This is a genomic window from Variovorax sp. 10N432, from assembly GCF_056394465.1.
Window position 1 is genome coordinate 96,853 of the sequence record NZ_JBFTHX010000003.1, and the last position, 22,226, is coordinate 119,078.

General features: G+C 69.3%; 21 protein-coding genes. 9 read left to right on the forward strand and 12 right to left on the reverse strand.

The window, feature by feature from the left end; translation table 11 throughout:
* Positions 1-24: 24 nt before the first annotated feature.
* From AC1DF3_RS04745 to AC1DF3_RS04760, 4 genes are all read right to left on the reverse strand, one after another.
* Positions 25-702 (reverse strand): HD domain-containing protein, encoded by a 678-nt coding sequence (locus tag AC1DF3_RS04745; RefSeq protein WP_478138973.1) that lies wholly within the window; start codon positions 700-702, stop codon positions 25-27.
* Between the two features lie 74 nt (positions 703-776).
* Positions 777-1,325 (reverse strand): 4-hydroxylaminobenzoate lyase, encoded by a 549-nt coding sequence (locus AC1DF3_RS04750; protein WP_286530539.1) that lies wholly within the window; start codon positions 1,323-1,325, stop codon positions 777-779.
* Between the two features lie 249 nt (positions 1,326-1,574).
* Entirely contained in the window at positions 1,575-2,561 is a 987-nt protein-coding gene (locus AC1DF3_RS04755; protein ID WP_286530537.1) for a Bug family tripartite tricarboxylate transporter substrate binding protein, read from the reverse strand.
* Positions 2,558-3,391, reverse strand: coding sequence for a hypothetical protein (locus tag AC1DF3_RS04760; RefSeq protein WP_478138974.1), 834 nt, complete (start codon positions 3,389-3,391; stop codon positions 2,558-2,560). Before AC1DF3_RS04760 ends, AC1DF3_RS04755 begins: the two co-directional genes overlap by 4 nt.
* Positions 3,392-3,504: 113 nt before the next feature.
* On the opposite strand from AC1DF3_RS04760, the gene AC1DF3_RS04765 reads away from it, so the two are divergent.
* Complete coding sequence (locus AC1DF3_RS04765) at positions 3,505-4,428, forward strand: LysR family transcriptional regulator (RefSeq protein WP_478138975.1); 924 nt, start codon at positions 3,505-3,507, stop codon at positions 4,426-4,428.
* 3 nt (positions 4,429-4,431) lie between these two features.
* Here the strand turns inward: AC1DF3_RS04765 and AC1DF3_RS04770 are convergent, their stop codons facing one another.
* Genes AC1DF3_RS04770 through AC1DF3_RS04780 form a run of 3 tightly spaced genes read right to left on the reverse strand, consistent with a single transcriptional unit; the run spans position 4,432 to position 8,321 of the window.
* Positions 4,432-6,519, reverse strand: a complete 2,088-nt coding sequence (locus AC1DF3_RS04770) for an acetate--CoA ligase family protein (RefSeq protein WP_478138976.1) — start codon at positions 6,517-6,519, stop codon at positions 4,432-4,434.
* 5 nt (positions 6,520-6,524) lie between these two features.
* On the reverse strand, positions 6,525-7,322 hold the full coding sequence (locus AC1DF3_RS04775) for an enoyl-CoA hydratase/isomerase family protein (protein ID WP_478138977.1): 798 nt from the start codon (positions 7,320-7,322) through the stop codon (positions 6,525-6,527).
* A 21-nt stretch (positions 7,323-7,343) separates the two neighbouring features.
* Complete coding sequence (locus AC1DF3_RS04780; RefSeq protein WP_478138978.1) at positions 7,344-8,321, reverse strand: tripartite tricarboxylate transporter substrate binding protein; 978 nt, start codon at positions 8,319-8,321, stop codon at positions 7,344-7,346.
* Positions 8,322-8,481: 160 nt separating this feature from the next.
* Here AC1DF3_RS04780 and AC1DF3_RS04785 point away from each other — a divergent pair, with 160 nt between their 5' ends.
* On the forward strand, positions 8,482-9,306 hold the full coding sequence (locus AC1DF3_RS04785) for an IclR family transcriptional regulator (protein ID WP_478138979.1): 825 nt from the start codon (positions 8,482-8,484) through the stop codon (positions 9,304-9,306).
* Positions 9,307-9,342: 36 nt separating this feature from the next.
* Here the strand turns inward: AC1DF3_RS04785 and AC1DF3_RS04790 are convergent, their stop codons facing one another.
* Both AC1DF3_RS04790 and AC1DF3_RS04795 read right to left on the reverse strand, forming a co-directional pair.
* Entirely contained in the window at positions 9,343-10,362 is a 1,020-nt protein-coding gene (locus AC1DF3_RS04790) for a Bug family tripartite tricarboxylate transporter substrate binding protein (RefSeq protein ID WP_286530525.1), read from the reverse strand.
* Complete coding sequence (locus tag AC1DF3_RS04795) at positions 10,359-11,363, reverse strand: Bug family tripartite tricarboxylate transporter substrate binding protein (RefSeq protein ID WP_286530523.1); 1,005 nt, start codon at positions 11,361-11,363, stop codon at positions 10,359-10,361. The genes AC1DF3_RS04790 and AC1DF3_RS04795 overlap by 4 nt, the downstream gene beginning before the upstream one ends.
* Before the next feature lie 144 nt (positions 11,364-11,507).
* Between AC1DF3_RS04795 and AC1DF3_RS04800 the strand changes: the two genes are divergently transcribed.
* From AC1DF3_RS04800 to AC1DF3_RS04825, 6 genes are all read left to right on the forward strand, one after another.
* The gene (locus tag AC1DF3_RS04800; RefSeq protein ID WP_286530521.1) at positions 11,508-12,968 is read left to right on the forward strand and encodes an FAD-dependent oxidoreductase; all 1,461 of its coding nucleotides are present in this window, start codon (positions 11,508-11,510) and stop codon (positions 12,966-12,968) included.
* Positions 12,969-13,044: 76 nt separating this feature from the next.
* A complete protein-coding gene (locus tag AC1DF3_RS04805) occupies positions 13,045-13,893 on the forward strand; it encodes an IclR family transcriptional regulator (RefSeq protein WP_286530519.1) in 849 nt (282 codons plus the stop codon).
* 37 nt (positions 13,894-13,930) lie between these two features.
* A complete protein-coding gene (locus AC1DF3_RS04810) occupies positions 13,931-15,223 on the forward strand; it encodes an aconitase X (RefSeq protein WP_286530517.1) in 1,293 nt (430 codons plus the stop codon).
* Positions 15,220-15,681, forward strand: a complete 462-nt coding sequence (locus AC1DF3_RS04815; protein WP_478138980.1) for an aconitase X swivel domain-containing protein — start codon at positions 15,220-15,222, stop codon at positions 15,679-15,681. The genes AC1DF3_RS04810 and AC1DF3_RS04815 overlap by 4 nt, the downstream gene beginning before the upstream one ends.
* Entirely contained in the window at positions 15,678-17,378 is a 1,701-nt protein-coding gene (gene ilvD / locus AC1DF3_RS04820) for a dihydroxy-acid dehydratase (protein WP_286530513.1), read from the forward strand. Before AC1DF3_RS04815 ends, ilvD begins: the two co-directional genes overlap by 4 nt.
* A gap of 89 nt (positions 17,379-17,467) precedes the next feature.
* Entirely contained in the window at positions 17,468-18,439 is a 972-nt protein-coding gene (locus tag AC1DF3_RS04825; protein ID WP_286530511.1) for a Bug family tripartite tricarboxylate transporter substrate binding protein, read from the forward strand.
* A gap of 21 nt (positions 18,440-18,460) precedes the next feature.
* On the opposite strand, the gene AC1DF3_RS04830 is transcribed toward AC1DF3_RS04825, so the two are convergent.
* The 3 genes from AC1DF3_RS04830 to AC1DF3_RS04840 form a co-directional block, all read right to left on the reverse strand.
* Positions 18,461-18,937, reverse strand: a complete 477-nt coding sequence (locus AC1DF3_RS04830) for a MarR family winged helix-turn-helix transcriptional regulator (RefSeq protein WP_286530509.1) — start codon at positions 18,935-18,937, stop codon at positions 18,461-18,463.
* Between the two features lie 70 nt (positions 18,938-19,007).
* Positions 19,008-19,973, reverse strand: a complete 966-nt coding sequence (locus AC1DF3_RS04835) for a PDR/VanB family oxidoreductase (protein WP_286530508.1) — start codon at positions 19,971-19,973, stop codon at positions 19,008-19,010.
* 3 nt (positions 19,974-19,976) lie between these two features.
* Positions 19,977-21,029, reverse strand: coding sequence for an aromatic ring-hydroxylating dioxygenase subunit alpha (locus AC1DF3_RS04840; RefSeq protein ID WP_478138981.1), 1,053 nt, complete (start codon positions 21,027-21,029; stop codon positions 19,977-19,979).
* Between the two features lie 290 nt (positions 21,030-21,319).
* Here AC1DF3_RS04840 and AC1DF3_RS04845 point away from each other — a divergent pair, with 290 nt between their 5' ends.
* Positions 21,320-22,219, forward strand: coding sequence for a caspase family protein (locus AC1DF3_RS04845; protein ID WP_478138982.1), 900 nt, complete (start codon positions 21,320-21,322; stop codon positions 22,217-22,219).
* Positions 22,220-22,226 lie beyond the last annotated feature (7 nt).

Genomic DNA, 22,226 nt, shown 5'->3' on the forward strand with positions numbered 1-22,226 from the left:
GGGTCCTGGCTCACCCGGCAGTCCTCAGGTCGACGGTCGGCAGGCATCACGGTGAGGGTGGCAGTTCCAGGGTGAAGCATGGATGACGGCGCACATGTCGATGCGCCGAAAGTTCGGATCCCTGAGCGCCAGGACGTCATCGTTGAAGGTGCCGAAGGTGCTGTCGGGACGGTGCTTCATGCCCTGGTAGAAGGCGTCGATGATGCCCTGTTCGAAATCGGGTTCCCGGGGGAACGCGGCGATGACGGCGGCACGCTGCACGTCGGTGAACTGGTCGTAGCCGCGGCCGGCGACATCCATGCCAGCCCCCGCCTGCACCAACGCGATTTCCAGACGCATGAATTGCGGTATCCCAGGCGTCGTGTGGAGCGCGACGGCATTCCAGACCGTCTCGACATCCCTGTCGGCGATGCCATGGCCGCGAAGAAAGTCCCGCGCGGCATTCGCGCCATCGACTTCGAAGCGCAGCTGACTGTCTCCATGGCGTGCCGTGAGGCCGAGGTCGTGGAACATCGACGCCGCGTAGAGCATTTCGAGGTCGAATTTCAACCCCATCCGTTGGCCGGCCATCACGCCCCAGCAGTAGACCCGGGCCGAGTGGTGGAAGAGCAGGTCGCTCTCTGTGTCGCGAATGAACTGGGTCAGTTCGCGAGCAATGCGGCTGTCGGGGATGCGCACCCCCGATATCTCGCTGGGCATCATGGTGTTCTCCTCTGTGTGCGCCGCAAGCTCGGGCCGGAAAGCCGAGGAGCCGCGCGGGCAGGTGTCGATGCCACTCACTCCTGCGGGGCGTCGTGATAGGAAATCCGGCCTGAGGGCAGGAAGAACAGCGCGATGACCGCGCCGCCTTTCGCTTCCGGGTAGTGGTGACTGCCCGGTGCCGGTGCGGTCCAGCCGCCGAAGCACCAGCCGTTCGGCCCGTTCAGCGCGGCGCCCGGCGTCAGCGGAACGACCATGTTGAACTCGCCATAGGGATGGCCGTGGTATTGCCCGCGCATGCGATGGTCCGGGTGGCCTTGCCGGTTGCCGCTGCTGTCCATGTAGACCGCCGTGATGCTGAAGTGGAGCGTGCGCCCGGAAGGCTCGGCGATGCGGCTGCGGCGGTAGGCCGGTCCGTCGATCGGGGCGTTCGCCGCCCAGCCGTCCTCCACGCCCTTGCGCACCAGGCGGGCCAGGGTCTGGTAGAGCTCGCTGTCGGGCCCGTACTTGCGATTCAACCAGCGTTCGATCGCGGTGCCGGTGGTCAGGTCCTTCACTTCCTCGAGGAAGGGAATGCAGCGCGCGATCAGCGCTTCCCGATCCTCGATGAGGGTGTCTTGCGTCATGGTTTTCGCTCTCCGTCAGATGGCTGGATCGGATGATGGGCGAACAGCGACTTGAATGGAACTGATGTCTGTGCAATTCCATAGTGCATGGAATTCAAGTGAGGGAGCGACGCCCGGTTCGCCGGGCGCCGCCATACAAGGCCGGGGCCGAGACTGTGCGCGCGGTCTGGCATGGCCGCGATGCGCACGATCCGGGTCACGCCTGGCTGCTCGAGAGGGTCGCGGAGGCGGCCCGGGCCGCCTTGGGTGCTAGTCGATCGAGATGTTGGCCCGGGCCACCACGTCCTTCCAGCGTGCCAGGTCGCGCTGGATGAGGCGCGTGACTTCCTCGGGTCCGCCTGGTTTCACCGCGTAGCCCAGTTGGGCCAGGCGGGCGCCGAGCTCCGCATCGAGCGCCTTGCGCGTGGCGTCGCGGATGCTCGCGAGCACAGCCGCAGGGACCGCGGCGGGCGCCATCAGGCAATACCAGACTTCGTAGTTGACCGCCGGGCCGCCGGCCTCCGGCAGCGTCGGCACCTCGGGCAGCTGGGTGCTGCGCCGCTCGCCGAAGACCGCGATGCCGCGCAGCTTGCCGGCCGCGATGTGCCCGGCCACCGACGGCGTGGTGGCGTAGACCATGTCGATCTGGCCGCCGATCGCGTCATTGACCGATGGCGCCGTGCCCTTGTAGGGCACATGCAGGGTCTTGAGCGGCGAGATCGTCGACAGGTACTCACCTACCAGATGCGGCGATGTCCCGGCACCCGGTGTTCCGAAGCTCAGGGGCCGCTTTTGCGAAAGCGCGACCAGCTCGTCGAAGTTCTTCGCCGGGAAGTCCGGCCGCACCGCGATCACCACCTGCGTGGTGCCGACCATGCTCACCGGGACGAAGTCCTTGAGGGGGTCGTAGCGCACGTTGCGGTTCACGCTCGGATTGGTCGCCAGGAAGTCGTTGGCGAACAACAAGGTGTAGCCGTCGGCGGGCGCCCTGGCGACCGCATCGGTTCCCATGTTGCCGCCGCTGCCCGGGCGGTTGTCCACGATCACGGCCTGGCCCAGGCGCTTGCCGAGCCGCTCCGCGAAGGGCCGTGCGATGGTGTCGAAGCCTCCGCCCGGCGGAAACGGCACCACCATCGAGATCGGGCGCGAAGGGAAGTCCTGGCCCCAGGCGCGCAGCACGGGCGCGGTGGCCAGCGCGGCGGCGCCGAGGCCGAGCAGGGCGCGCCGACGGCGCGGGTCGAAGGGGCGGCCGATCATGGCGAGAGCCTCGGCAACTCGATCTGCAGCAGCTGGCTGGCGGCGTCGGCCTGCATCCGGCTCGCGTTCGCCCCGCTGTACAGCGACGAGCGCGGCTCCCAGCCGCCATCGCCTGCCCGGCCTTGCCCTTCGAGCACGAAGACGATGGTGTTCGGCGGCACCTCGAACCCGACGCCGGGCTGGAGCTCGACCAGCGACAGCGTGGTGCAGGCCTCGGAGAACGTGCCGAGGTGCTTGCGTGCGAGCCCCGGGGTTGCTTCGTCCGGCACCCAGGCGGCTGCCGACGGCCGGATGAAGACCGGCTTGTCGTAGCGGCTCTCGGGATAGCGCAGCGCGCGGCCATTGACATGCTCCCAGACCGCTTCGTAGGCATCCTGGTTGCGCGTGCCGCCCTCCGGCTTGTCGACCTTGTAGACGCCGGCCTCGAATCGGCCGGTCTCCTTGAGTTCGCTGATGCCGCGCTGGAAGGCGGCCTCCGACAGATAGCCGCTGCGGCTGGCACCGCCGAACTGCAGCACCAGCGTGAGGGATTCGCCCGCGATGCTCTGCGGGCCGTAGAACACGCCTTCGGGAAAGTAGCCGATCATTCCCGGCTTCATGACGCCGTCGCGCGAGAAATCGGCGTCGCCTTCGAGCTGCACGCGCACCTGGTCGAAGTTGTGCCGGTGGCGCGGCGAGTCGAAGTCGTTGAAGGTGTTGGACAGCTGAAGGAAGAAGTTGCCCGCCGCGCCGTCGGCACCGGAAAGAAGGGGGTAGTAGCGAAAGCGACCGCCGCGGGCGTGAACGCGCTCGATCATCGTCAGATCGCGTAGATTCAGTATCTGTTGCATGGTCCGTCTTGTCTCCGTGGGAACAGGGCGCATGCTGACGCACCCGCCGCCACCTGCCCAGCGACATTTATTCACAACGGCGTTGCCCTCCCGGCAACGCCTGCCCCGATCCGATGAAAGCCCGACGTCCGCTGCTGGACCACCTGAACCTCTCGACCCTGAAGCTCATCGCCGCGATCGAGCGCGAGGGCAGCCTGTCGCGCGCCGCCGCGACCCTGCACATCGTGCCGTCGGCCGCGAGCCGCCGCATCACGCAGCTGGAGGCCGCGATGGGCTCGGCCCTGCTCGACCGTACCGCGCGCGGCGTCGAACTGACTGCCGCGGGCCTGTCGGTCGCGCGCTATGCGCGCGCGATGATCGACGACGTCGAGGCGCTCGACGACGAGCTGCAGAACCTGCAGGCCGGCGTGTCGGGCCGCATTCGGCTGGTCGCCTCGATCTCCGCCATCGTGCAGCACCTGCCGCAGGACCTGGCGCTCTTCCTGCACCAGCATCCGAGCATCAAGATCGAGCTGGCCGAGCACACCAGCGCCGACATCGTCGAGCTGCTGCTGCAGGACCGGGCCGACGTCGGCGTCTTCGTCGCCGAAGGGGACATCCCGGGCCTGACGCTGCAGCCCTACCGCAGCGAACGGCTGGTCGTGATCCTGCCCGCCGGCCACCGGTTCGCCAAGCGCAAGCGCCTGCGCTTCGACCAGCTGCTCGAGGAGGAGTGGGTCGAACTGCCGCCCGGCACCGCGCTGGCGATGCGGGTCGCGAAAGAGGCGCTGAAGCATGGCGTGAAGCTGCGCACGCGCATCCAGGTCAAGGGCATGGACTCGTGCAGCCGGATGGTGCAGTGCGGCCTCGGCATCGGTCTCCTTCCGCAGGCCAGCCTGGAGCAGCAGGCGCAGTTTCCGAACCTTGCGTTCGTGCCGCTCGACGAGCCCTGGGCGCATCGCGTGAGCTCGCTGGCGGTGTCGGCGCACAGCCAGCCGACGCCGGCGAGCCGGACCTTGCTGCAGGCGCTGATGTACGCCAGCAAGCTGCCGGGCTAGCGGCTATTCGCGGAGCACGACGACCCCATCGGCGGCCCGCACGCCGGCGCCTCGGGGCAGCACGAACAGCGGATTGATCTCGGCCTCGACCAGCCGGTCGCCCAATTGCGCCGCCATGCGGGAGAAGGCCACGATGGCATCGGCCAGCGCGTCGACGTCGGCCTTCGGACGCCCGCGAAAGCCGTCGAGCAACGGCCAGGTCTTGAGTTCGCGCGCCATCGCCAGGGCCTCGTCGCGTCCCAGGCCGCCTTCCGCTGGAAGCAGGCGGATCGTCGTGTCCTTGAACAGTTCCGCGGTCACGCCGCCCATGCCGAGCAGGATGGCAGTGCCGAGCGCGTCACGGTGCATGCCGAGGATCAGTTCGCATCCGCCGTTCACCATCTCCTGCACCAGGAATCGCTCCGGGCGTAGCCCGGTGGCTCGCTCGACCCCGGCCGCCATCGCGGCCAGCCGGGCGGCAACCTGCTCGGGCGAGACGTTGACGGCGACGCCGCCGACGTCGCTCTTGTGCGTGATCTCGCTCGAGAGGATCTTCAGCACGACCCGTCCGCCCAGTTCGCGCGCCGCGCGCTCGGCTTCCTCGCCGCTGCGGACGATCGTTTCGCGGGCGCAGGGCACGCCGAAGCGGGCGAACAAGCGCTTGGCTTGCGCCTCGTCCAGCGAGCCCGCGGGGAGTTCGTGCAGCTGCACGCGGGCGGCGCCGTCCGGCGCACTGGCCGCCGCCCGCCATCGGCTCGCCTGCAGCATGCCCGCCAGTGCTGCGGTGCAGCTCTCGGCGGCAACGAAGGCGGGCACGCCGCGCTGCGTCAACAGCGCGGCGGCATCGGGGGCATGCGGGCTCACATAGGCCAGCACCGGCTTGTCGGACAGCGGCAGGCAGTCCTCGATCGCGCCGGCCATCAGCTCGGGCCTGCCGACCCCCGACGAACCGATGATGACGGCCAAGGCGTCGTAGCTCGGACTGGCCAGGAGCGCCTTGATTGCGCCGCGCAGCAGATCCGGCTGCAGGCCGGCCAGCGTGACGTCGATCGGATTGCGGTCCAGCGCGGCATGGTCGCCGGTCTGCAGGGCCCGCAAGGCCGCCGCCGTGGGTTCGTCCGGCGCCGAGGTCTCGAAGCCGGACACGCCCAGGCTGTCGGACACCAGCGTGCCGGCGCCGCCGGTCGATGTGAGGATGGCGACCCGCTTGCCGCGCAGGACCCGCCCTGTCGCGAGGGCGGCCGGGATGTCGAGCAGGTCGCCGAAGGTCTGCGCCCGGATCACGCCGGTCTGCTGGAACAGCGCGTCGTACATGCGGTCCGCGCCGGCCAGCGCCCCCGTGTGCGACACCGCGGCCTTGGCGCCCGCTTCGGAGCGCCCGATCTTGAAGGCGACGATGGGCTTGCCGGCGCGCGCCGCCTTGAGCGCGGCGGCGCGGAATTTCTCCGGCTGCCGGATCGCCTCGATGTACAGCGCGATGACCCGCGTCGCCGGATCGTCGACCAGCGCGTCGACGAAATCCGCGAGTTCGAGATCCGCTTCGTTGCTGGTCGACACCAGCTTCGACAAGCCGATGCCCCGGGCGGCGGCGCGCGACAGCAGCGCGCCGAGGATGCCGCCGCTCTGCGACACCACGCCGATGGCGCCGGCGTGGAAATGGTCCATCTCCAGCGCACCGCTGGCCGAGAGCACGATGTGGTCGGTCAGGTTCACCAGGCCGATGGTGTTCGGGCCCAGGATGCGCATGCTGCCGGCGGCCTCCAGCAGCTGCTGCTGGCGCCGTGCGCCTTCTTCGCCGGTCTCGGTGTAGCCGCTCGCCAGCACGATGGCCGCGGCCGCGCCGCGTTGGGCGAGTTCCTTCACGGCGATGTGGGCCCGCTCCGCGCCCAGCAGCACGATGCCGACGTCGGGGACCGCCGGCAGCGAGGCCACGTCGCGGTAGCAGGGCAGCTCGCCGATGCGATCGAGCTTCGGGTTCACGGGGTAGATCGTGCCGGCGAAGCCATGCTTCTGCAGGTACGACACCGGCCGGCCGGCGGTCTTGGCCGGGTCGCCCGAGGCGCCGATCACGGCGACGCTTCGGGGCTGGAGCAATCGGGACAGTGCTTCCATGGCGGTCATTCCCCGGCCGTGCCGTGGGTCTTCGCCAGGAAGGCCCGGACCGACTCGCGGTGCTCGGTGCTCGTGTAGCAGATGCCCTGCGCCTGGCTGCCCTGGGCGAAGACCTGCTGGGCCGGCAGTTCGAAGGTCTGGTTCAGGATCGTCTTGGACAGCGCCAGCGCGGTCGCGGAACCCCGCCCCAGTTCGGCGGCCCACGCCTGGGCATCGGCCAGCAGCCGGTCCGCCGTGGTCTTGCGGTCCACGATGCCCAAGGCGAGCGCTTCGTCGGCCTCCACCTTGCGCCCGGTGAAGATCAGGTCCTTGGCCTTGGCCAGCCCGACGCGGCGCGGGAGGAAGTACATGCCGCCGCCGTCGGGGATGATGCCCCGGTGGATGTAGGACCAGGTGAAGCTGGCCCACTCGCTGGCGATGATGAAGTCGCACGCGAGCGCGGTGTCCGCGCCCAGGCCGGAGGCAGCGCCGTTCACTGCGGCGATCACCGGCTTGGGCATCGTATGCAGCAGCGCTTGCGTGTCGTGCACCCGTTGCTGCCGATGCCAGCCGTTGAATGCGACCTCGCCGGCCGGCGCGTTCATGCGGCGCTCCATGCCCGCGATGTCGCCGCCGGCGCAGAAGCCCTTGCCGGCGCCCGTGAGCACCAGCGCTCGAATCTCCTTGTCGGCGGCGACGCGCTCCAGGGCATGAGTGAATTCGGCGCGCAGTTCATCGCTCATCGCGTTGCGCTTCTCGGGGCGGTTGAAGGTCAAGGTGGCGATGCCGCGCTCGACCTGCAGCTGGATCAGGGTGTAGTCCATGGGGTTCATCCTTCCTTGGCCTCAGTCGGCCTTGACGTTGTTTTCTTTCACGATCCGCGACCAGCGGACGGTCTCGGACCTGACGAAGTCATCCAGTTCGGCCGGGGTGCCGCCGCTGACCGTGAGGCCTTCGGGCTCGAGCATCTTGCGGAACTCGGCGCTTTCGGTCGCCTTCCTTGCGGCCGCGTTCAGCTTGGCGACCACATCGGCCGGCGTGCCGGCCGCGACGAACAGGCCGTACCAGCTCTCCACGGCGTAGCCGGGAACGGTCTCCGCGATCGCGGGCACATCCTTCAGGGCCGGCGCACGGCGCGGGGTGGTGACCCCGACGGCGCGCAGCTTGCCGGCGGCCAGCTGGGACGACACCGCCGCGGCGGTGGCGAACATCATGTCGACCTGGCCCCCGAGCAGATCGGTCAGGGCCGGGCCGGCGCCCTTGTAGGGGATGTGCGTCATCTGCACCTTCGCGAGGTTCGTGAACTGCTCACCCGCGAGGTGCGCCGAAGTGCCGTTGCCCTGCGAGGCAAAGGTGAGCTTTCCTGGGTTGGCATGCGCGGCTGCCACCACGTCCGCCACCGACCGGTAGGGGCTGTCCGCACGCACCACGAGGACGTTCGGGCCGCGGGCCAGCAGCACCACTGGCGCGAAGGCCTTCTGCGTGTCGTACGGGAGCTTGGCCATCAGGCTCGGATTGACCGCATGCGCGAACGTGGACACCAGCACCGAGTAGCCGTCCGGCGCGCTCTTGGCCACGGCATCGCTGCCGATGATGGTGCCTGCGCCGGGCTTGTTGTCGATGATGACCGGCTGGCCGAGCGCCTGCGACATGCCGAGGCCCAGCGCACGCGCGATGGCGTCGGTCCCGCCGCCCGGGGCGAACGGAACGACCAGCTTCACGGGCCTGTCCGGGAAGGCGGCGAAGGCCGCGGAGGCTGCCAGTGCGGTCGCGGCCAGACAGCCGGCCACGCGGCACAGAAAGGAACGAGAGGATCGGGTCATCGGTTGTCTCCTGCCACGCGGGGCAAAGGTCTTGTCGCTGGCGCCTCCGGGTGAAGCCGCCATGGGAGGTAGCTTAGGAACCCGGTGCCGGCTTGGCATCCCTTCGATTCCAACCAGTGGAATTCAATACACTGCTGTTTCCGCCGTCGTCCGGCCTGGCATGGAGGTGCTGAATCTCATGAAATCGTCAACGCCCGTGCAGTCCCTGAGGACGAAGAAGCCCGGGGTTTCACCCGCGAACAGGTCGCTGGAGCGGGGCATCGAGGTCCTTCGATCGTTCCGCCCCGGCTCGGAACTGCTGGGCAACGCCGAGATCGCCGAGCGAACGGGCCTTTCCCGTTCGACGGTGAGTCGGCTGACGCAAACCCTGGTGGGGTCGGGTTATCTGCAGGTGGAAGCGCGCACCCGGGCGTATCGCCTGGCGCCTGCGGTCCTGAGCCTGGCGCATGCCATGCGCTCGGGTTCCACCGCGCTCGCCATCGCCGCGCCGCACATGCGCGACGCCTCGCAGGCGGAGCGGCTCAACGTGGGCCTGGCCGCTCCCGATCGGGACGAGATGGTCTACCTGGAGTCGATCCGATACAACCGCCGGCCCTCGCTGCGCCGGGTGGTTTCAGGCCAGCGTGTGCCGATGGAGCTGACCTCCCTCGGTCGCGCCTACCTGGCCGTTGCGCCGGAGGACCAGCGCAAGGCCTTGCTCGCGCACTTTCGCCGGACCCGGCGCACCCAGTGGGCGACGCTCGGGCCGGCGCTCGCGGCCGCGACCCGGGACGTCGAGGAGAAAGGCTTCTGCGCGGCCGCCTGGCAGCCTGAAGTCGTGGCGCTGGCGGCTCCGCTGCTGTTCAAGGGCTCGCGATACGCCTTGAACGTGAGCCTGTCGACGGCCGAACCCTTGGCTTCAGCGGTGCGCGAACTCGCTCCGACACTGCTCGCGCTGAGCGCGCGCATTCAGCATGACCTGGACGTCGCTACGGACGCATGGTGAGCATCGATAGGCTGCGACCGCTTGGCCGGCTGCGCGTCACTGCTGCCGCGTCAGCCCGAGCTCGCGGATGATGCCGCCCCACTGCTGGTACGTCGAGCGCGTGAGCTCGTCGAGCTGCTGCGGTGTCGACGCCTCGGCCTCGTAGGCGCCCTGGCGGAAGAAGTCGCGCGTGGCCGGCATTGCCAGCACCTGGGCGAGCGCGGCATTGAGCCTGGCGACGACCGGAGCCGGCATGTGTGCCGGGCCGTAGAAGGCGAGCCAGCTCGGCATGTCGACACCGCTCACGCCTTGCTCGGTCATCGTCGGCAGGTCGGGCAGCATCGGGCTGCGGCGAGGCGCGGCCACCGCCAGCATGCGGACCTTGCCGGTCGCGGTGTTCGTGATGGCGTTCGGCGCGGCGTCGAAGTAGTACTGCACGCGGCCGGCGAGGAAATCCTTGGCGGCGTCCGAGCCGCCCTTGTAGGGCACGTGCACCACATCGAGCCCGGCCTTGCGCGCGAAGGCCTCGCCGTAGATGTGCGAGGAGGTGCCGGTGCCGAACGAGGCATAGCTGAGCTTGCCGGGGTTGGCCTTGATGTACGCGATCAGTTCCTGCACGGTCTTCGCGGGCACGCTGACGTGGACCGTGAGCACCAGCGGACCTCGGGCGCCGAGCGAGATCGGCGTCAGGTCCTTGAACGGGTCGTAGCGCACCTGGGCGAGCGTCTGCGGGTTCTGCGCCACGACCGAGGAGGGCGCATACATGATCGTGTAGCCGTCGGGCGCCGATCGGATGACTTCCTCGGTCGCGAGGATGAAGCTGGCGCCGGGGCGGTTCTCGACGATCACCGGCGTCTGCAGCACGTCGCCGAGCTTGCTGGCGACGAAGCGCGCCTGCGCGTCCGAGGCGCCACCGGCGGCCAGGCCCAGGATGATCCGGATCGGCCGTCCCTTGTCGGGGAACGCGGGCGGCGCGGCCGGTGCGGCGGTTGCGAGCACGGGCGCGAGGGACAGGACCAGCGCGCCGATTGCGCGGCGGCGGTCGATGCGACATACGGAAAGACGATGCGATTTCATTCCTTGGCCAATCCAACTTGTTTCACCATCGCGCCCCAGCGGTCGTAGGTCGACCGCGTGATGCGCGCGAATTCATCCGGCGAGCTGCCACCGGCCTCGTAGCCGCCACTGCGATAGAAGTCCTGCACCGCGGGCATCTCGAGCACCTGGCCGAGCGCCTTGTTGAGGCGCGCCACCACCGGTGCCGGCATGTTCGCGGGGCCATAGAAGCCGAGCCAGCTCGGCAGGTCCAGGCCTTCCACGCCTTGCTCGGCGAAGGTCGGGACCTCCGGCAAGGCGGGGATGCGCGCGGCCGAGGCCACGGCAAGAATCCTGACCTTGCCGGAGCCGACCGTGATGATCGCGGAAGAGGCGGAGTCGAACATGTACTGGACGCGGCCGGCGATCAGGTCCTTGGCGGCGTCCGAGCCGCCCTTGTAGGGAATGTGCACCGCGTCGATGCCGGTCTTCTTGACGAAGGCCTCGCCGTAGATGTGCGAGGAGGTGCCGGTGCCGAAGGACGCGTAGCTGACCGCGCCCGGGTGCGCCTTCACGTAGCGCACGAGCTCGCCGACCGACTTCGCCGGCACGCTGTCGTTGACTGTCAGCACCAGCGGCCCGCGGCCGCCCATCGACAGCGCGGTGAAGTCCCTGAAGGGGTCGTACGGAACCTGGGACAGCGTGTGCGGGTTCTGCGCCATGGTCGACGAGGGTGCATACATCAGCGTGTACCCATCCGCCGGCGCACGCGCGACTTCGCTGGCCGCCAGCATGGTGCTGGCGCCTGGACGGTTGTCGACGATCACGGGGGTGCCGAGCAGCTCGCCGAGCTTCTGCGCCACCAGGCGCGCTTGGCCGTCGGTGCCGCCGCCGGCGGTGAAGCCGACCACGATGCGGATCGGCTTTCCCTTGGCCGGAAAGTCCTGGGCGCCGGCCCAGGGCGCGAGTGCCAGCAGCGCGCTGCCGAGCAGGAGGCCGAATCGCCGCCGCGCGTTCCGCCCTGCTTGCCGGTGAATGTCCATTTTTCGTCTCCGTCTTGAAAATGGATTGTCAAACCATAAAAGACGGACAAAGCCAAGGGAATACCCGGGTTTCAGGCCGATTGATATCAATAAAATGGACATCAAAATCAAAATAGTCGCATCAACCCGCCTTTGACCCAAGTTATGAAAACCATCGTCCGCACCGACGAGCGCATCCTCAGTTCCGACATCTTCGATCGCGACGGTCGCGTGGCACGGCCCGACCACGGGGTCTGGTCCGAGCCGGGCCGTGACATACCGGTTTATCACCGGTGCGGCGTGCTGGTGGTCGGCGGCGGGCCGTCGGGCACCGCCGCCGCGGCGTCGGCGGCGCGGGCCGGCGCCGACGTGGCCTTGCTGGAGCGCTACAACCACCTGGGCGGGCTGTCCACCGGCGGCCTCGTGATCTGGATCGACCGCATGACCGACTGGGAGGGCCAGCTCGTGATCCGCGGCTTCGCCGAGGAGCTGTTCGATCGGCTGCCGGCCGACGCGGTGGCCGGGCCGTCGCGGGAAGACTGGGGCTCCCAGGACTCGGCCAAGGCCAGCCACTGGGCGCAGCGCACCGCGGCCTACCACGGCATCGTCACCTGGTCGCCGACCATCGATCCCGAGCGCCTCAAGCTGCTGTCGCAGGAGATCGTGCTGGAGCGCAAGGTCAAGCTCATCTACCACTCGTGGGCCGCGGTGCCGATCGTGCAGGACGGCGCGGTCAAGGGCGTGGTGTTCGAGAGCAAGGAGGGGCGCATGGCGATCATGGCCGACGTGGTGGTCGACGCCACCGGCGACGGCGATCTCTTCGCGCGCGCCGGCGCCGCCTTCGTCAACGACATCGAGGAGGCCGACGTGCACCATTGCATGAACACCTCGTGGCTGTTCGGCGGCGTCGACATGGGCCGCTGGATCGACTTCAAGGCCGGCCACCCCGACGCGTTCAGCGCCTTCATGGCGCGCGGCCGCGAACAGCTGGGCCTGTTCGAGCGCCCCTTCGTCTCCTGGCGCAACGACGTCGCCTTGTTCATGGGGCCGCGCCAGTCGGGCTACTCGGCGCTCGACGTCGACGATCTCACCGCGGTGGAGGTGCGCTCGCACCGGGCGATGGCCGCGCACCTCGACTTCTTCCGGGCCCATGCGCCCGGCTTCGAGGGCGCCTACCTGATGCTGAGCGCGCCGCAGATCGGCGTGCGCCATGCGCGGCGCCTGAGCGGCGTCGGCGCGGTGCTGCGCAGCCAGTGGCCCGAAGGCCGCGCGCTGGCCGACGAGATCGGCGTGTCTCCGGCCGTGTCGCCCAAGTTCCCGAACATCTCGATTCCCTACGGCGCGCTGGTGCCGCAGCGGCTCGACGGCCTGCTGGCCTGCGGCCGCCACATCTCGTGCGACCGCAACTCGCACGGCTTCATGCGCGAGATCCCGCAATGCTGGATCACCGGACAGGCGGCGGGCACGGCAGCGGCACTGGCCTCGCAGGGACGGATCGCACCGAGGGCGGTCGAGGTGACCGCGCTGCAGACGGCGCTGCAGGCTCAGGGCGTGTACCTGCGCGCCGGTGCCGACGGCGCCGGGCCGGTGGCCGAACGGCCGTCGCTCGAAACCGCGAACAGCTGAGCCGCTCACGATGATCGCGACGACCGGACCCTCGCCGGCAGGCTCTACATTGGCGGATCTCCCAAAGGACTTCCGCATGGCCGCCGAACACAATCCGCTCCCCGTTCCCTCCGCCGACACCACCGACGCGCGGGTGGACCGTTCCGACACCGTGAGCGCGCTCGAGCGCGGCATCTCGGTGCTGCGCAGCTTCTCCGAAGACCGGCCGCTGCTGAGCCCCGCCGAACTCGCGCGCATCACCGGCATCCCGAGGCCGACGGTCAACCGCCTGGTCGCGACGCTGGTGGCGATGGGCATGCTCAAGGCATCGCCGACCGGCGACCGCTTGGCGCTCGGCCCGGGCGTGGTGTCGCTGTCACGCGTCTTCCTCGGCAGCCTCGACGTCCGCGCCGTTGCGCGGCCGGTGATGCAGGCGCTGGCGGAGGAAAGCGGCGCCTCGGTCTATCTGGCGGTGCGCGACGGGATGGAGATGGTGCTGATCGAGGCCTGCCGGCCGCGCTCGACCATGCTGTCGGCCCGCCTCGATGTCGGATCGCGTGCGCCGCTGCCGAACTCGGCGCTGGGCCGCGCCTACCTGTCGGCGCTCGACGACGCCACGCGCGCGCAGCTGTTCGATTCGATGCGCCTCATGCGCGGCCCCGAGTGGGACAGCCTGGCGCCGGCCATGCTGCGCGCGATCGACGAGGCCCAGCGCCTCGGCTATTGCCTGTCGCTCGGCGAGTTCCATCGCGAGATCAACTCGGTGTCGGTGCCGCTGGTCGGGCCGGGCAACGAGATCATGGCCTTGAACGGCGGCGGCGCGGGCTTCGTGTTTCCCGAGGAGCGGCTGCGCGACGAACTCGCACCGCGGCTGCGCGCGGTGGCCGGGCGCATCGCGAGCGAGATCGGCGGCCACGTGCCGGGCCCGCGCCTGCCCGAGCGCTGACCTTTTTTCTTCGAACCCTCCAGCGAGACAACAGGCGATGTACCTGACCGACGACGAGAAAGCGATGCGAGACGGCAGCGGTGGCGCCGCGGTGCAGAAGGCGATGGACCTTCTGGTGCGCTATGGCGAGGCACTGGGCGCCGAGCGGCTCGTGGAGACGCGCAACGTCTGCGCCACCATCACGTCGACGACGCCGTTCCAGCGCGATTTCGCGTTGAAGCAGGGGGGCATGGACGCGGTGTTTTCAGAGTTCAGCCTGGACAGCCAGGAGGTGGTGCCGATCCCGAAGTTCAAGGTCTTCACGAGCCACCTGCAGCTCGGCTTCGATCCGGGGCAGCCCGAGCGCATGGGCGTGAGCGAGGACATCGTGCGCTTCTACGAGAAGAGCGAGCGCCACGCGGCCGGACTCGGCGCCCAGATCATGAACACCTGCACGCCCTACCAGGTCGGCAACATCCCGACCCGCGGCGAACACTGCGCCTGGATGGAGTCGTCGGCGGTGATCTACTGCAACTCGGTGCTCGGCGCGCGCACCAATGCCGAAGGCCGGGAGAGCACCGGCGCCGCGATGCTCACCGGCCGCATCCCCTACTGGGGCTACCACCTCGACGAGCATCGGCTCGGGACCCACGTCGTCGAGCTCGACATCGAGATCGAGTCGGTGCAGGACTGGGGCCTGCTCGGCTACTTCATCGGCGAGCAGGTGCAGGACCGGGTGCCCGTGGTCCACAGCCGGCGCGGCATCGGCCGGGTGCCGAACCTGCCGCGGCTCAAGCACTTCGGCGCCGCGGCCTCGTCGTCGGGCGGCGTCGAGATGTACCACGTGGTCGGCGTGACGCCCGAAGCGCTCAGTCTCGAGCAGGCCCTGGGCGGCCGCAAGCCGGCGCAGGTGCTGCGCTATGGCGAGGCCGAGCGCCGCGCCACCTACGAGACCATCAACGCCACCGCCCGCAGCGCGGACATCCAGTACGTGATGCTCGGCTGTCCGCACTACACGATCGAGCAGATCTGGGAGGCGGCGCAACTGATCGAGGGGCGCAAGGTGCATCCCGGTTGCGAGCTGTGGATCTTCACGCCGCGCGCCATCAAGTCGCTGGCCGACCGCAACGGCTACACCAAGATCATCGAGGACGCGGGAGGCATCCTCATGACCGACAGCTGCTCGGCCATGAGCCGCGCGGTGCCGAAGGGCACGCAGACCGTGGCCCTGGATTCGGCCAAGCAGGCGCACTACCTGCCCGCCATCCTCGGCGTGCAGGCCTGGTTCGGCAGCACGGCCGAATGCATCGATGCGGCCTGTACGGGGCGCTGGAACGGGAGCCTGGCATGAGCGGACAGACACTGGGCGGTCCGACCCTGGTGATCCGCGGACGCAAGGTGGTCGGCGGCGTCGCCGAGGGCGAGGCGATGGTCACGCGGGACCAGATCTCGGGCTGGGGCGGCATCGATCCGCGCACCGGCACGGTCGTCGAGACGCGCCACTCGCTGCGCGGCCAGAGCTTCGCGGGCAAGGTGCTGGTGTTCCCGGGGGCCAAGGGGTCGTCGGGCTGGTCCGCGATGTTCCACGTCGCGCGGCTCATGAACACGGTGCCGGCGGCCTTCCTGTTCAACGAGATGACCACCAAGGTGGCGCTCGGCACCGTGGTCTCGCATTCGCCGTCGATGACCGACTTCGACCGCGACCCGCTCGGATGCATCGAGACCGGCGACTGGGTGCGGGTCGATGCCGACCGCGGCATCGTCGAAGTCACGAAGAAGAACAAGCACAACCCGGAGACCGCACCATGACACGTCCGCTGCGCAGCAATTTCCCGCGCGGTTCCTACCTCTGGTCGGTGCGCAATGCCCATTGGCGCGCGCTCGGCATCCCCGAGGAAGACTGCGAGAAGCCCAAGATCGCGGTCGTCAACAGTTCCTCGGAGCTTGCGGCCTGCTTCAGCCATCTGGACCAGGTCGCGGTGCAGGTCAAGGACGCGATCCGCGCCGCCGGCGGGGTTCCGTTCGAGATCCGCACCGCCGCGCCGAGCGACTTCATCACCGGCGCCGGAGCGCGGGGCGCCTACATGCTGGCGGCGCGGGACCTCGTGACCAACGACATCGAGGTCGCGGTCGAGGGCGCGCAGCTCGATGGCATGGTCTGCCTCACGTCTTGCGACAAGACGGTGCCCGGGCAGTTGATGGCGGCGGCGCGGCTCAACGTTCCGACCCTGCTGGTGCCTTGCGGCTACCAGCCCAGTGGCGAGTTCCGGGGCCGCCACATGGACATCGAGGAGGTCTTCATCGGCGCGATGCATGCCGTCACCGGCACGCTGCCGGTCGGCGAGCTGATCGAGATGAGCCGCGAGGCGATCCGCGGCCCCGGCGTGTGCTCCGGCCTGGGAACCGCCAACACGATGCACGTCGTCTGCGAAGCGCTCGGCCTGGCGCTGCCGGGCAGCGCGCCGGTCGCGGCCCTGAGCCCGAAGATGATGGCCGATGCGCGTGCGGCCGGGGCCCGCATCGTGCAGATGGTGCGGGACGACCTGAAGCCGCGCGACATCCTCACGCCTGGCGCGTTCGCGAACGCCGTGCGCGCGGTGCTCGCGATCGGCGGCTCGCTCAACGCGGCCAAGCACCTCCAGGCCGTGGCCACCGAAGGCGAATGCGGCGTCGACGTGTATGGCCTGTTCGAGCGGCTCGGGCCCGAGACGCCGGTGCTCGCCGGCGTGCGCCCGATCGGCGGGCACAGCATCGAGGAATTCGAGGCGGCCGGCGGCTGCCGGGCGCTGATGAAGCAGCTCGAACCGCTGCTCGACACCGGCGCGCGCACGGTCAGCGGCGACTCGGTCGCAGGCAACCTGCGGGGCATCGAGGTGGCGGATGCGGAAGTCATCCGGCCGATCGCCCGGCCGGTCGCGCCGCGGCCCGCGATCATCCTGCTGCGCGGCAACCTGGCGCCCGAATCGGGCCTGATCAAGACCGGCATCGTCGAGCGGAAGGTGCGCCGCTTCAGCGGTCCGGCGTTGTGCTTCTGGAGTTCCGACGAAGCGATTGCGGCGCTGAAGCAAGGTCGCATCCGTGCCGGCCAGGTGGTGGTCATGCGCGGTGCCGGAGCCTGCGGCGGTCCTGCGATGGGCGGTGGCGCCTCGCGCGTCGTCTTCGCGATCGACGGCGCCGGCCTCGGCGACGAGGTCGCGCTGTTGACCGACGGCCATCTCTCCGGCCTGGTGTGCAAGGGCCTGGTGGTTGCCGAAGTCTCGCCCGAGGCCGCGCTCGGCGGACCGTTGGGACTGCTCGAGGACGGCGATATCGTGACCATCGATCTCGACGCCCGCCGTCTCGACGTCGCCCTCGACGAGGCCCAGCTGCAGGCCCGCCGCGCGGACTGGCGCGCGCCGCCGCTGGCCCATCACACCGGCTGGCTGCAGCAGTACCGGCGCAACGTCGGTCCGCTGTCGCAGGGGGCCGTGCTGGTACAGGCGCAGGAACCCGTGCCGCCCGGCTAGGCCCTTTGCGGCGAGCCGTCCGGCTCTCCCGTTCCGCTACCCATGCCCGACTTGGCGGCGCCAGGTTTGTCAGTCGCAAGGAGACAGAGATGCAACGCAGGACGATCCTCCGGTGGGCTGCGCCCATCGCCGCAGCGCTGGCGCTGCCCCACGGCGCGAGCTGGGGCGCGGAAGCCTATCCCGAGAAGCCGGTCCGGTTGATCGTCGGCTTCGCGTCCGGTGGCGGCGCCGACGCCATCACGCGGATCATGGCCGAGGGCCTGTCGCGGCAGCTGGGCCAGCAGGTGGTGGTCGAGAACCGGCCGGGTGCCGATGGCGTGCTGGCGGCGCAAGCCGTGAGCGGCGCACGGCCCGATGGCTACACGCTGCTGATGGGTACCAACACCGCGATGGTGGCGGCGCCGACCTTGCGGCCGAATCCGCCCTACGACCCCTTCAAGGCCTTTGCGCCGATCAGCAGCGCAGGCCAGTTCTCGATGTTCCTCGTGGTGCCGGCTTCATTGCCGGTGAAGAGCGTCGGCGATCTGCTGGCGATGGTCGCGGCCCGGCCCGGCGCCTACAACTCGGCGTCCAGCAACAGCGCTTCCGAGCTCGCGATGCTGCAGCTGCTCGGCGGGCGCAAGGTCGTGAACGCACGCTACAAGGGCGACATGCAGGCGATGACCGATCTGCTGGGCGGGCAGGTGCAGATGATGTTCACCACCGGAACACTGGCGCCCGCCTTCGTGCGCGACGGCCGCATCCGAGCGCTCGTCACGCTGCAGCCGCAGCGCAGTGCGCTGCTGCCCGACGTGCCGAGCGCGGGCGAGCTCGGGCTCGGCAAGCTGACCATCACGCCCTGGGCCGGTTTCTTCGGGCCGCCCGGGCTGCCGGCCGGGATCACCGAGAAGCTGTCGGCCGCGCTGCAGCAGACGCTGAAGGACCCAGCGGTGCACGAGCGGCTGACGCAGCAGGGCTTCGAAGGCTATGGCATGAGCCCGGCGAAGTTCGCCGAGTTCTTCCGCGCGCAGCACGACGCTTTCGTCTCGACGGTGCGCGAGCACGGCGTCAGTTTCGAATAGGGCGCGTTCGCCCTGCGCCGGTCAAGGCCGGCGCTTGCGCAGCGGCGCCCGGCTGCGTTCGTTGTTGAGGCTGACGAACTTTCGCAGCAGGCGCAGCAGCTCGCTGCTTTCGTTCTCGGTCAGGCCTTCGAGCAGGGTGTCCTGCAGTGTCTGGATCGGCACCGAGAGATCCTGGATCAGGCTGCGGCCGTCGTCCGTCAGGTGCAGGCTGCGCTGTCCCCGTGCGCCCACGTGGCGGGTGATGAGTCCCTTGGCCTCGAGCCGGGCAGCGATGTCGGCGCAGGACGAGGTGTCGATCGCGACCTCTTGCGCCACGGTCAGCTGGTCGAGCCCGGGCCGCTGGCCCAGCAGCATCAGCATGGCGTACTGGATCGGCGTCACCTCGCGGCCGACGACGTCCAGGAAGACCGACACCGAGATCTGGTGCGCCCGCCGTATGAGGTGGCCGGGCTGCTGGTCGAGGTCGATGAAGGCTTGAGCGTCGGTGGGGGTCGACATGGGCGAGGGAGAGGGAAGAGAGGGCGCCGCCGCTGGCGAGCGGCGCCCGATTGTCCCACCAACCCGAGCCCTAGATATCGAGCACCAGCAGCGGCGAGCGCGAGCGCGAGCAGCAGGGCGTGAACTGGTCGTTCGCGGCCTGCTCTTCGGGCGTCAGGTACAGGTCCTTGTGCTCGGGTTCGCCCTCGAGCACGCGCGTGAGGCAGGTGCCGCACACGCCCTGTTCGCAGGAGACCTGGATCTCGACCCCGGCTTGTGAAAGCGCCTGGACGACGGTTCGGTCCGCCGGCACGCGGATCACGCGCCCCGAGCTCGCGAGCTTGACGTCGAACGCGCCGTCGGTCGCTGACGCCGCGACCTCGGCACCGAAGAACTCGAAGTGCAGCCTCGATTCGGCCCAGCCCGCGCCGCGCGCACGCGCGAGCACCCAGTCGATGAAGCCCTTCGGTCCGCATACGTAGAGATGGGTGTCGGCCGGCGCGGCCGCGAGCGTGCGGTCGATGTCGAGCTTCTGCGCGTCGAGGCCGTCGTCGAAATGGAAGCGGACCTGCCCGGCGAACGCGGCCGCGGCGATGCGGTGGCGGAACGCCGCGCGCTCGGGCGAGCGGGTGCAGTAGTGCATGTCGAACGACCGGCCGGCCGCCGCCAGCTTTTCCGCCATGCTCAGCAGCGGCGTGATGCCGATGCCGCCGGCCAGCAGCAGGCTGTGCGGCGCCTCTTCGTCGAGCGCGAAGTGATTCCGCGGCGCCGCGATGCGGAGCAGGTCGCCCTCGTTGACCTGCTCGTGCATGGCGCGGGATCCGCCGCGCGAGGCCGGATCGCGCAGCACGCCGATCAGGTAGCGGTGGGTCTCGCTGGCGTCGTTGCACAGCGAGTACTGGCGCGTGATGCCGGTCGGCAGGCGGACGTCGATGTGCGAGCCCGCCGAGAACGCCGGCAGGGCGCTGCCGTCGGGCTGCACCAGTTCGAAGGCGCAGATGTCGAGTGCCTCGGCGGTCTTGCTCGCCACGCGCACGTTCAATTCGATGGCTTGCATGGCTCAGGCGCCGGCAGCGGCGACGTTTGCCGGTTCTTCCTGCGCGATGAGCCGCTCGATCACGCGCCGCGACTGCACGCCGCCGGCGTCGATGTTGAGCTTGAGCAAGGAGCGGGAAGGGTGCGCCAGCAGGTTGCGCTGTTGCCGCTCCAGCATCTCGAGGTCTTCGCCGAAGATCTTGCCCTGGCCTTCGCGGATCGTGGCGGTGAGCTCGGCGTCCCCGGGCTTGAAGTTGCGCGCCATGCCCCAGAAGTACCAGATCGAGGTGTCGGTCTCGGGCGTGATGAAGTCGACCACGATGCTCGATACCTTGTGTGCCGGATCGGCCTCGTAGCCGCCCTTGCCGGCATGCGCCACGCCGACCTCGATCATCACGTGGCTCGGCGGCGTGAAGCGGCAGATCTGCCAGCGGTCGACCGGCACGTCGTCGGCCAGGCCGTTGCCGCGCAGGGCCATGCGCCAGAAAGGCGGCGCCGACACCTTCTCCATGAAGCGGCTCGTGATGACCTCGTCCCCCTCGACGCGGGTCTGGGTCGGCGTCTCGTCGATCTCCTTCTGGCCGATGCTCGATGCATGCACGTAGGTCTCGTGCGTGAGGTCCATCAGGTTGTCGATCATCAGGCGGTAGTCGCACTGGATGTGGTACAGGCCACCGCCATAGGCCCAGTCGGGGCTTTCGGCCCATTCGAGGTGGTGCAGCTTGGAGGCATCCGCCTCGCTGGCCTGGCCCGGCCAGATCCAGACGAAGCCGTAGCGCTCGATCAGCGGAAACTTCCTGATCGGCGGGAAGCCGCGCACGCGCTGGCCCGGCATCGCGACCGTCTTGCCGTCGCAGCCCATTTCAAGCCCGTGGTAGCCGCAGACCAGCTTGCCGTCGACAACGCGGCCGAGCGACAGCGGCGCGCCTCGGTGCGGGCAGAAGTCCTCGAGCGCGACTGCGCTTCCGGCGCTGTCGCGGTAGATCACCAGCCGCTCGTTGCAGATCGTTCGACCGAGCGGCGCATCGGTCACTTCGTCGCTCGAACAGGCGACGTACCAGGCATTTTTCGGGAACATCGTCGGAACTCCTTCAAGGTATCGAATCGGGGGAGGCGGGATCTCGCCCTCGGCGAGACCGGCATCTGTGTCACGCTTCATCGTTGTCGATCAGTATACTGATTGTGAATCAAGAGAAGGCGCCGCGGATCAGGGTTTTCCCTTCGAGACAAGGCGCTTCGGGGAGGGTCAGGGCGGAGAACTCGACGCAGATCGCCCTTTCTCCGCCCGCGAATCGCGCCTATCATCGCGACCCCGGCGGCCGCTCGGCTGCCCTCGATCTCCATCGAGCACGCAAGAAGGGGGACACCATGGCCGCCAAGAAACCCAAGCCGGGCAACGAAGCCACCGCGCTGTCGCTGCACATCGGGCTCAATGCCGTGAGCGCGGCCGCCTACGAGGGCTGGGATGGCCCCCTGGCGGCATGCGAATTCGATGCCTCGGACATGGCGGCGATCGCCAAGGCCAAAGGCATGGCGTCCACCGTGCTGCTGACCAAGAAGGCCACGCGAGCGAATGTCCTCGCGGCGATCCGCGGCGCGGCCAAGGCGCTCAAGCCCGGCGACCTGTTCTTCATGAGCTACTCCGGCCATGGCGGCCAGGTCCCGGACATCGACCATGACGAGAAAGACCGCAAGGACGAGACCTGGTGCCTCTTCGACGGACAGCTGATCGACGACGAGCTCTACTTCGAGCTCAGCAAGTTCGGCGCCGGCGTCCGGATCCTGGTGCTTTCAGACAGTTGCCACAGCGGCACCGTGACACGCGACCGGCCGCCGATACCGCCGCCCGGAACGCGGGCGCGCCTGATGCCCGCCGGCGTGGCGATGCGCGTCTACGAGGCGCACAAGGCCTTCTACGACAAGCTGCAGAACGATGTGGCGAAGGCGGCCGGCGGCCAGGTGACCGATCCCGACGCGGCCCTGTCCCAGGTGGGCACGGCCGGCCAGGCGTCGACTGTCATCGGCGAGTTCAAGCCTTCGGTGATCCTGATGTCCGGCTGCCAGGACAACCAGGTCTCGCTGGACGGCGACCACAACGGCGCCTTCACCGAACAGCTCCTGAAGGTCTGGAATCACGGGGCCTTCGAAGGCACCTACGGCAGCTTCCACGCCCGCATCCGGGCCGGCATGCCCGCCAGCCAGTCCCCCAACCTCTTCGTGCTGGGCCCGGCGGCCGGCTTCCTCAAGCAAGCGCCCTTCGCGACCTGAGCGGCAA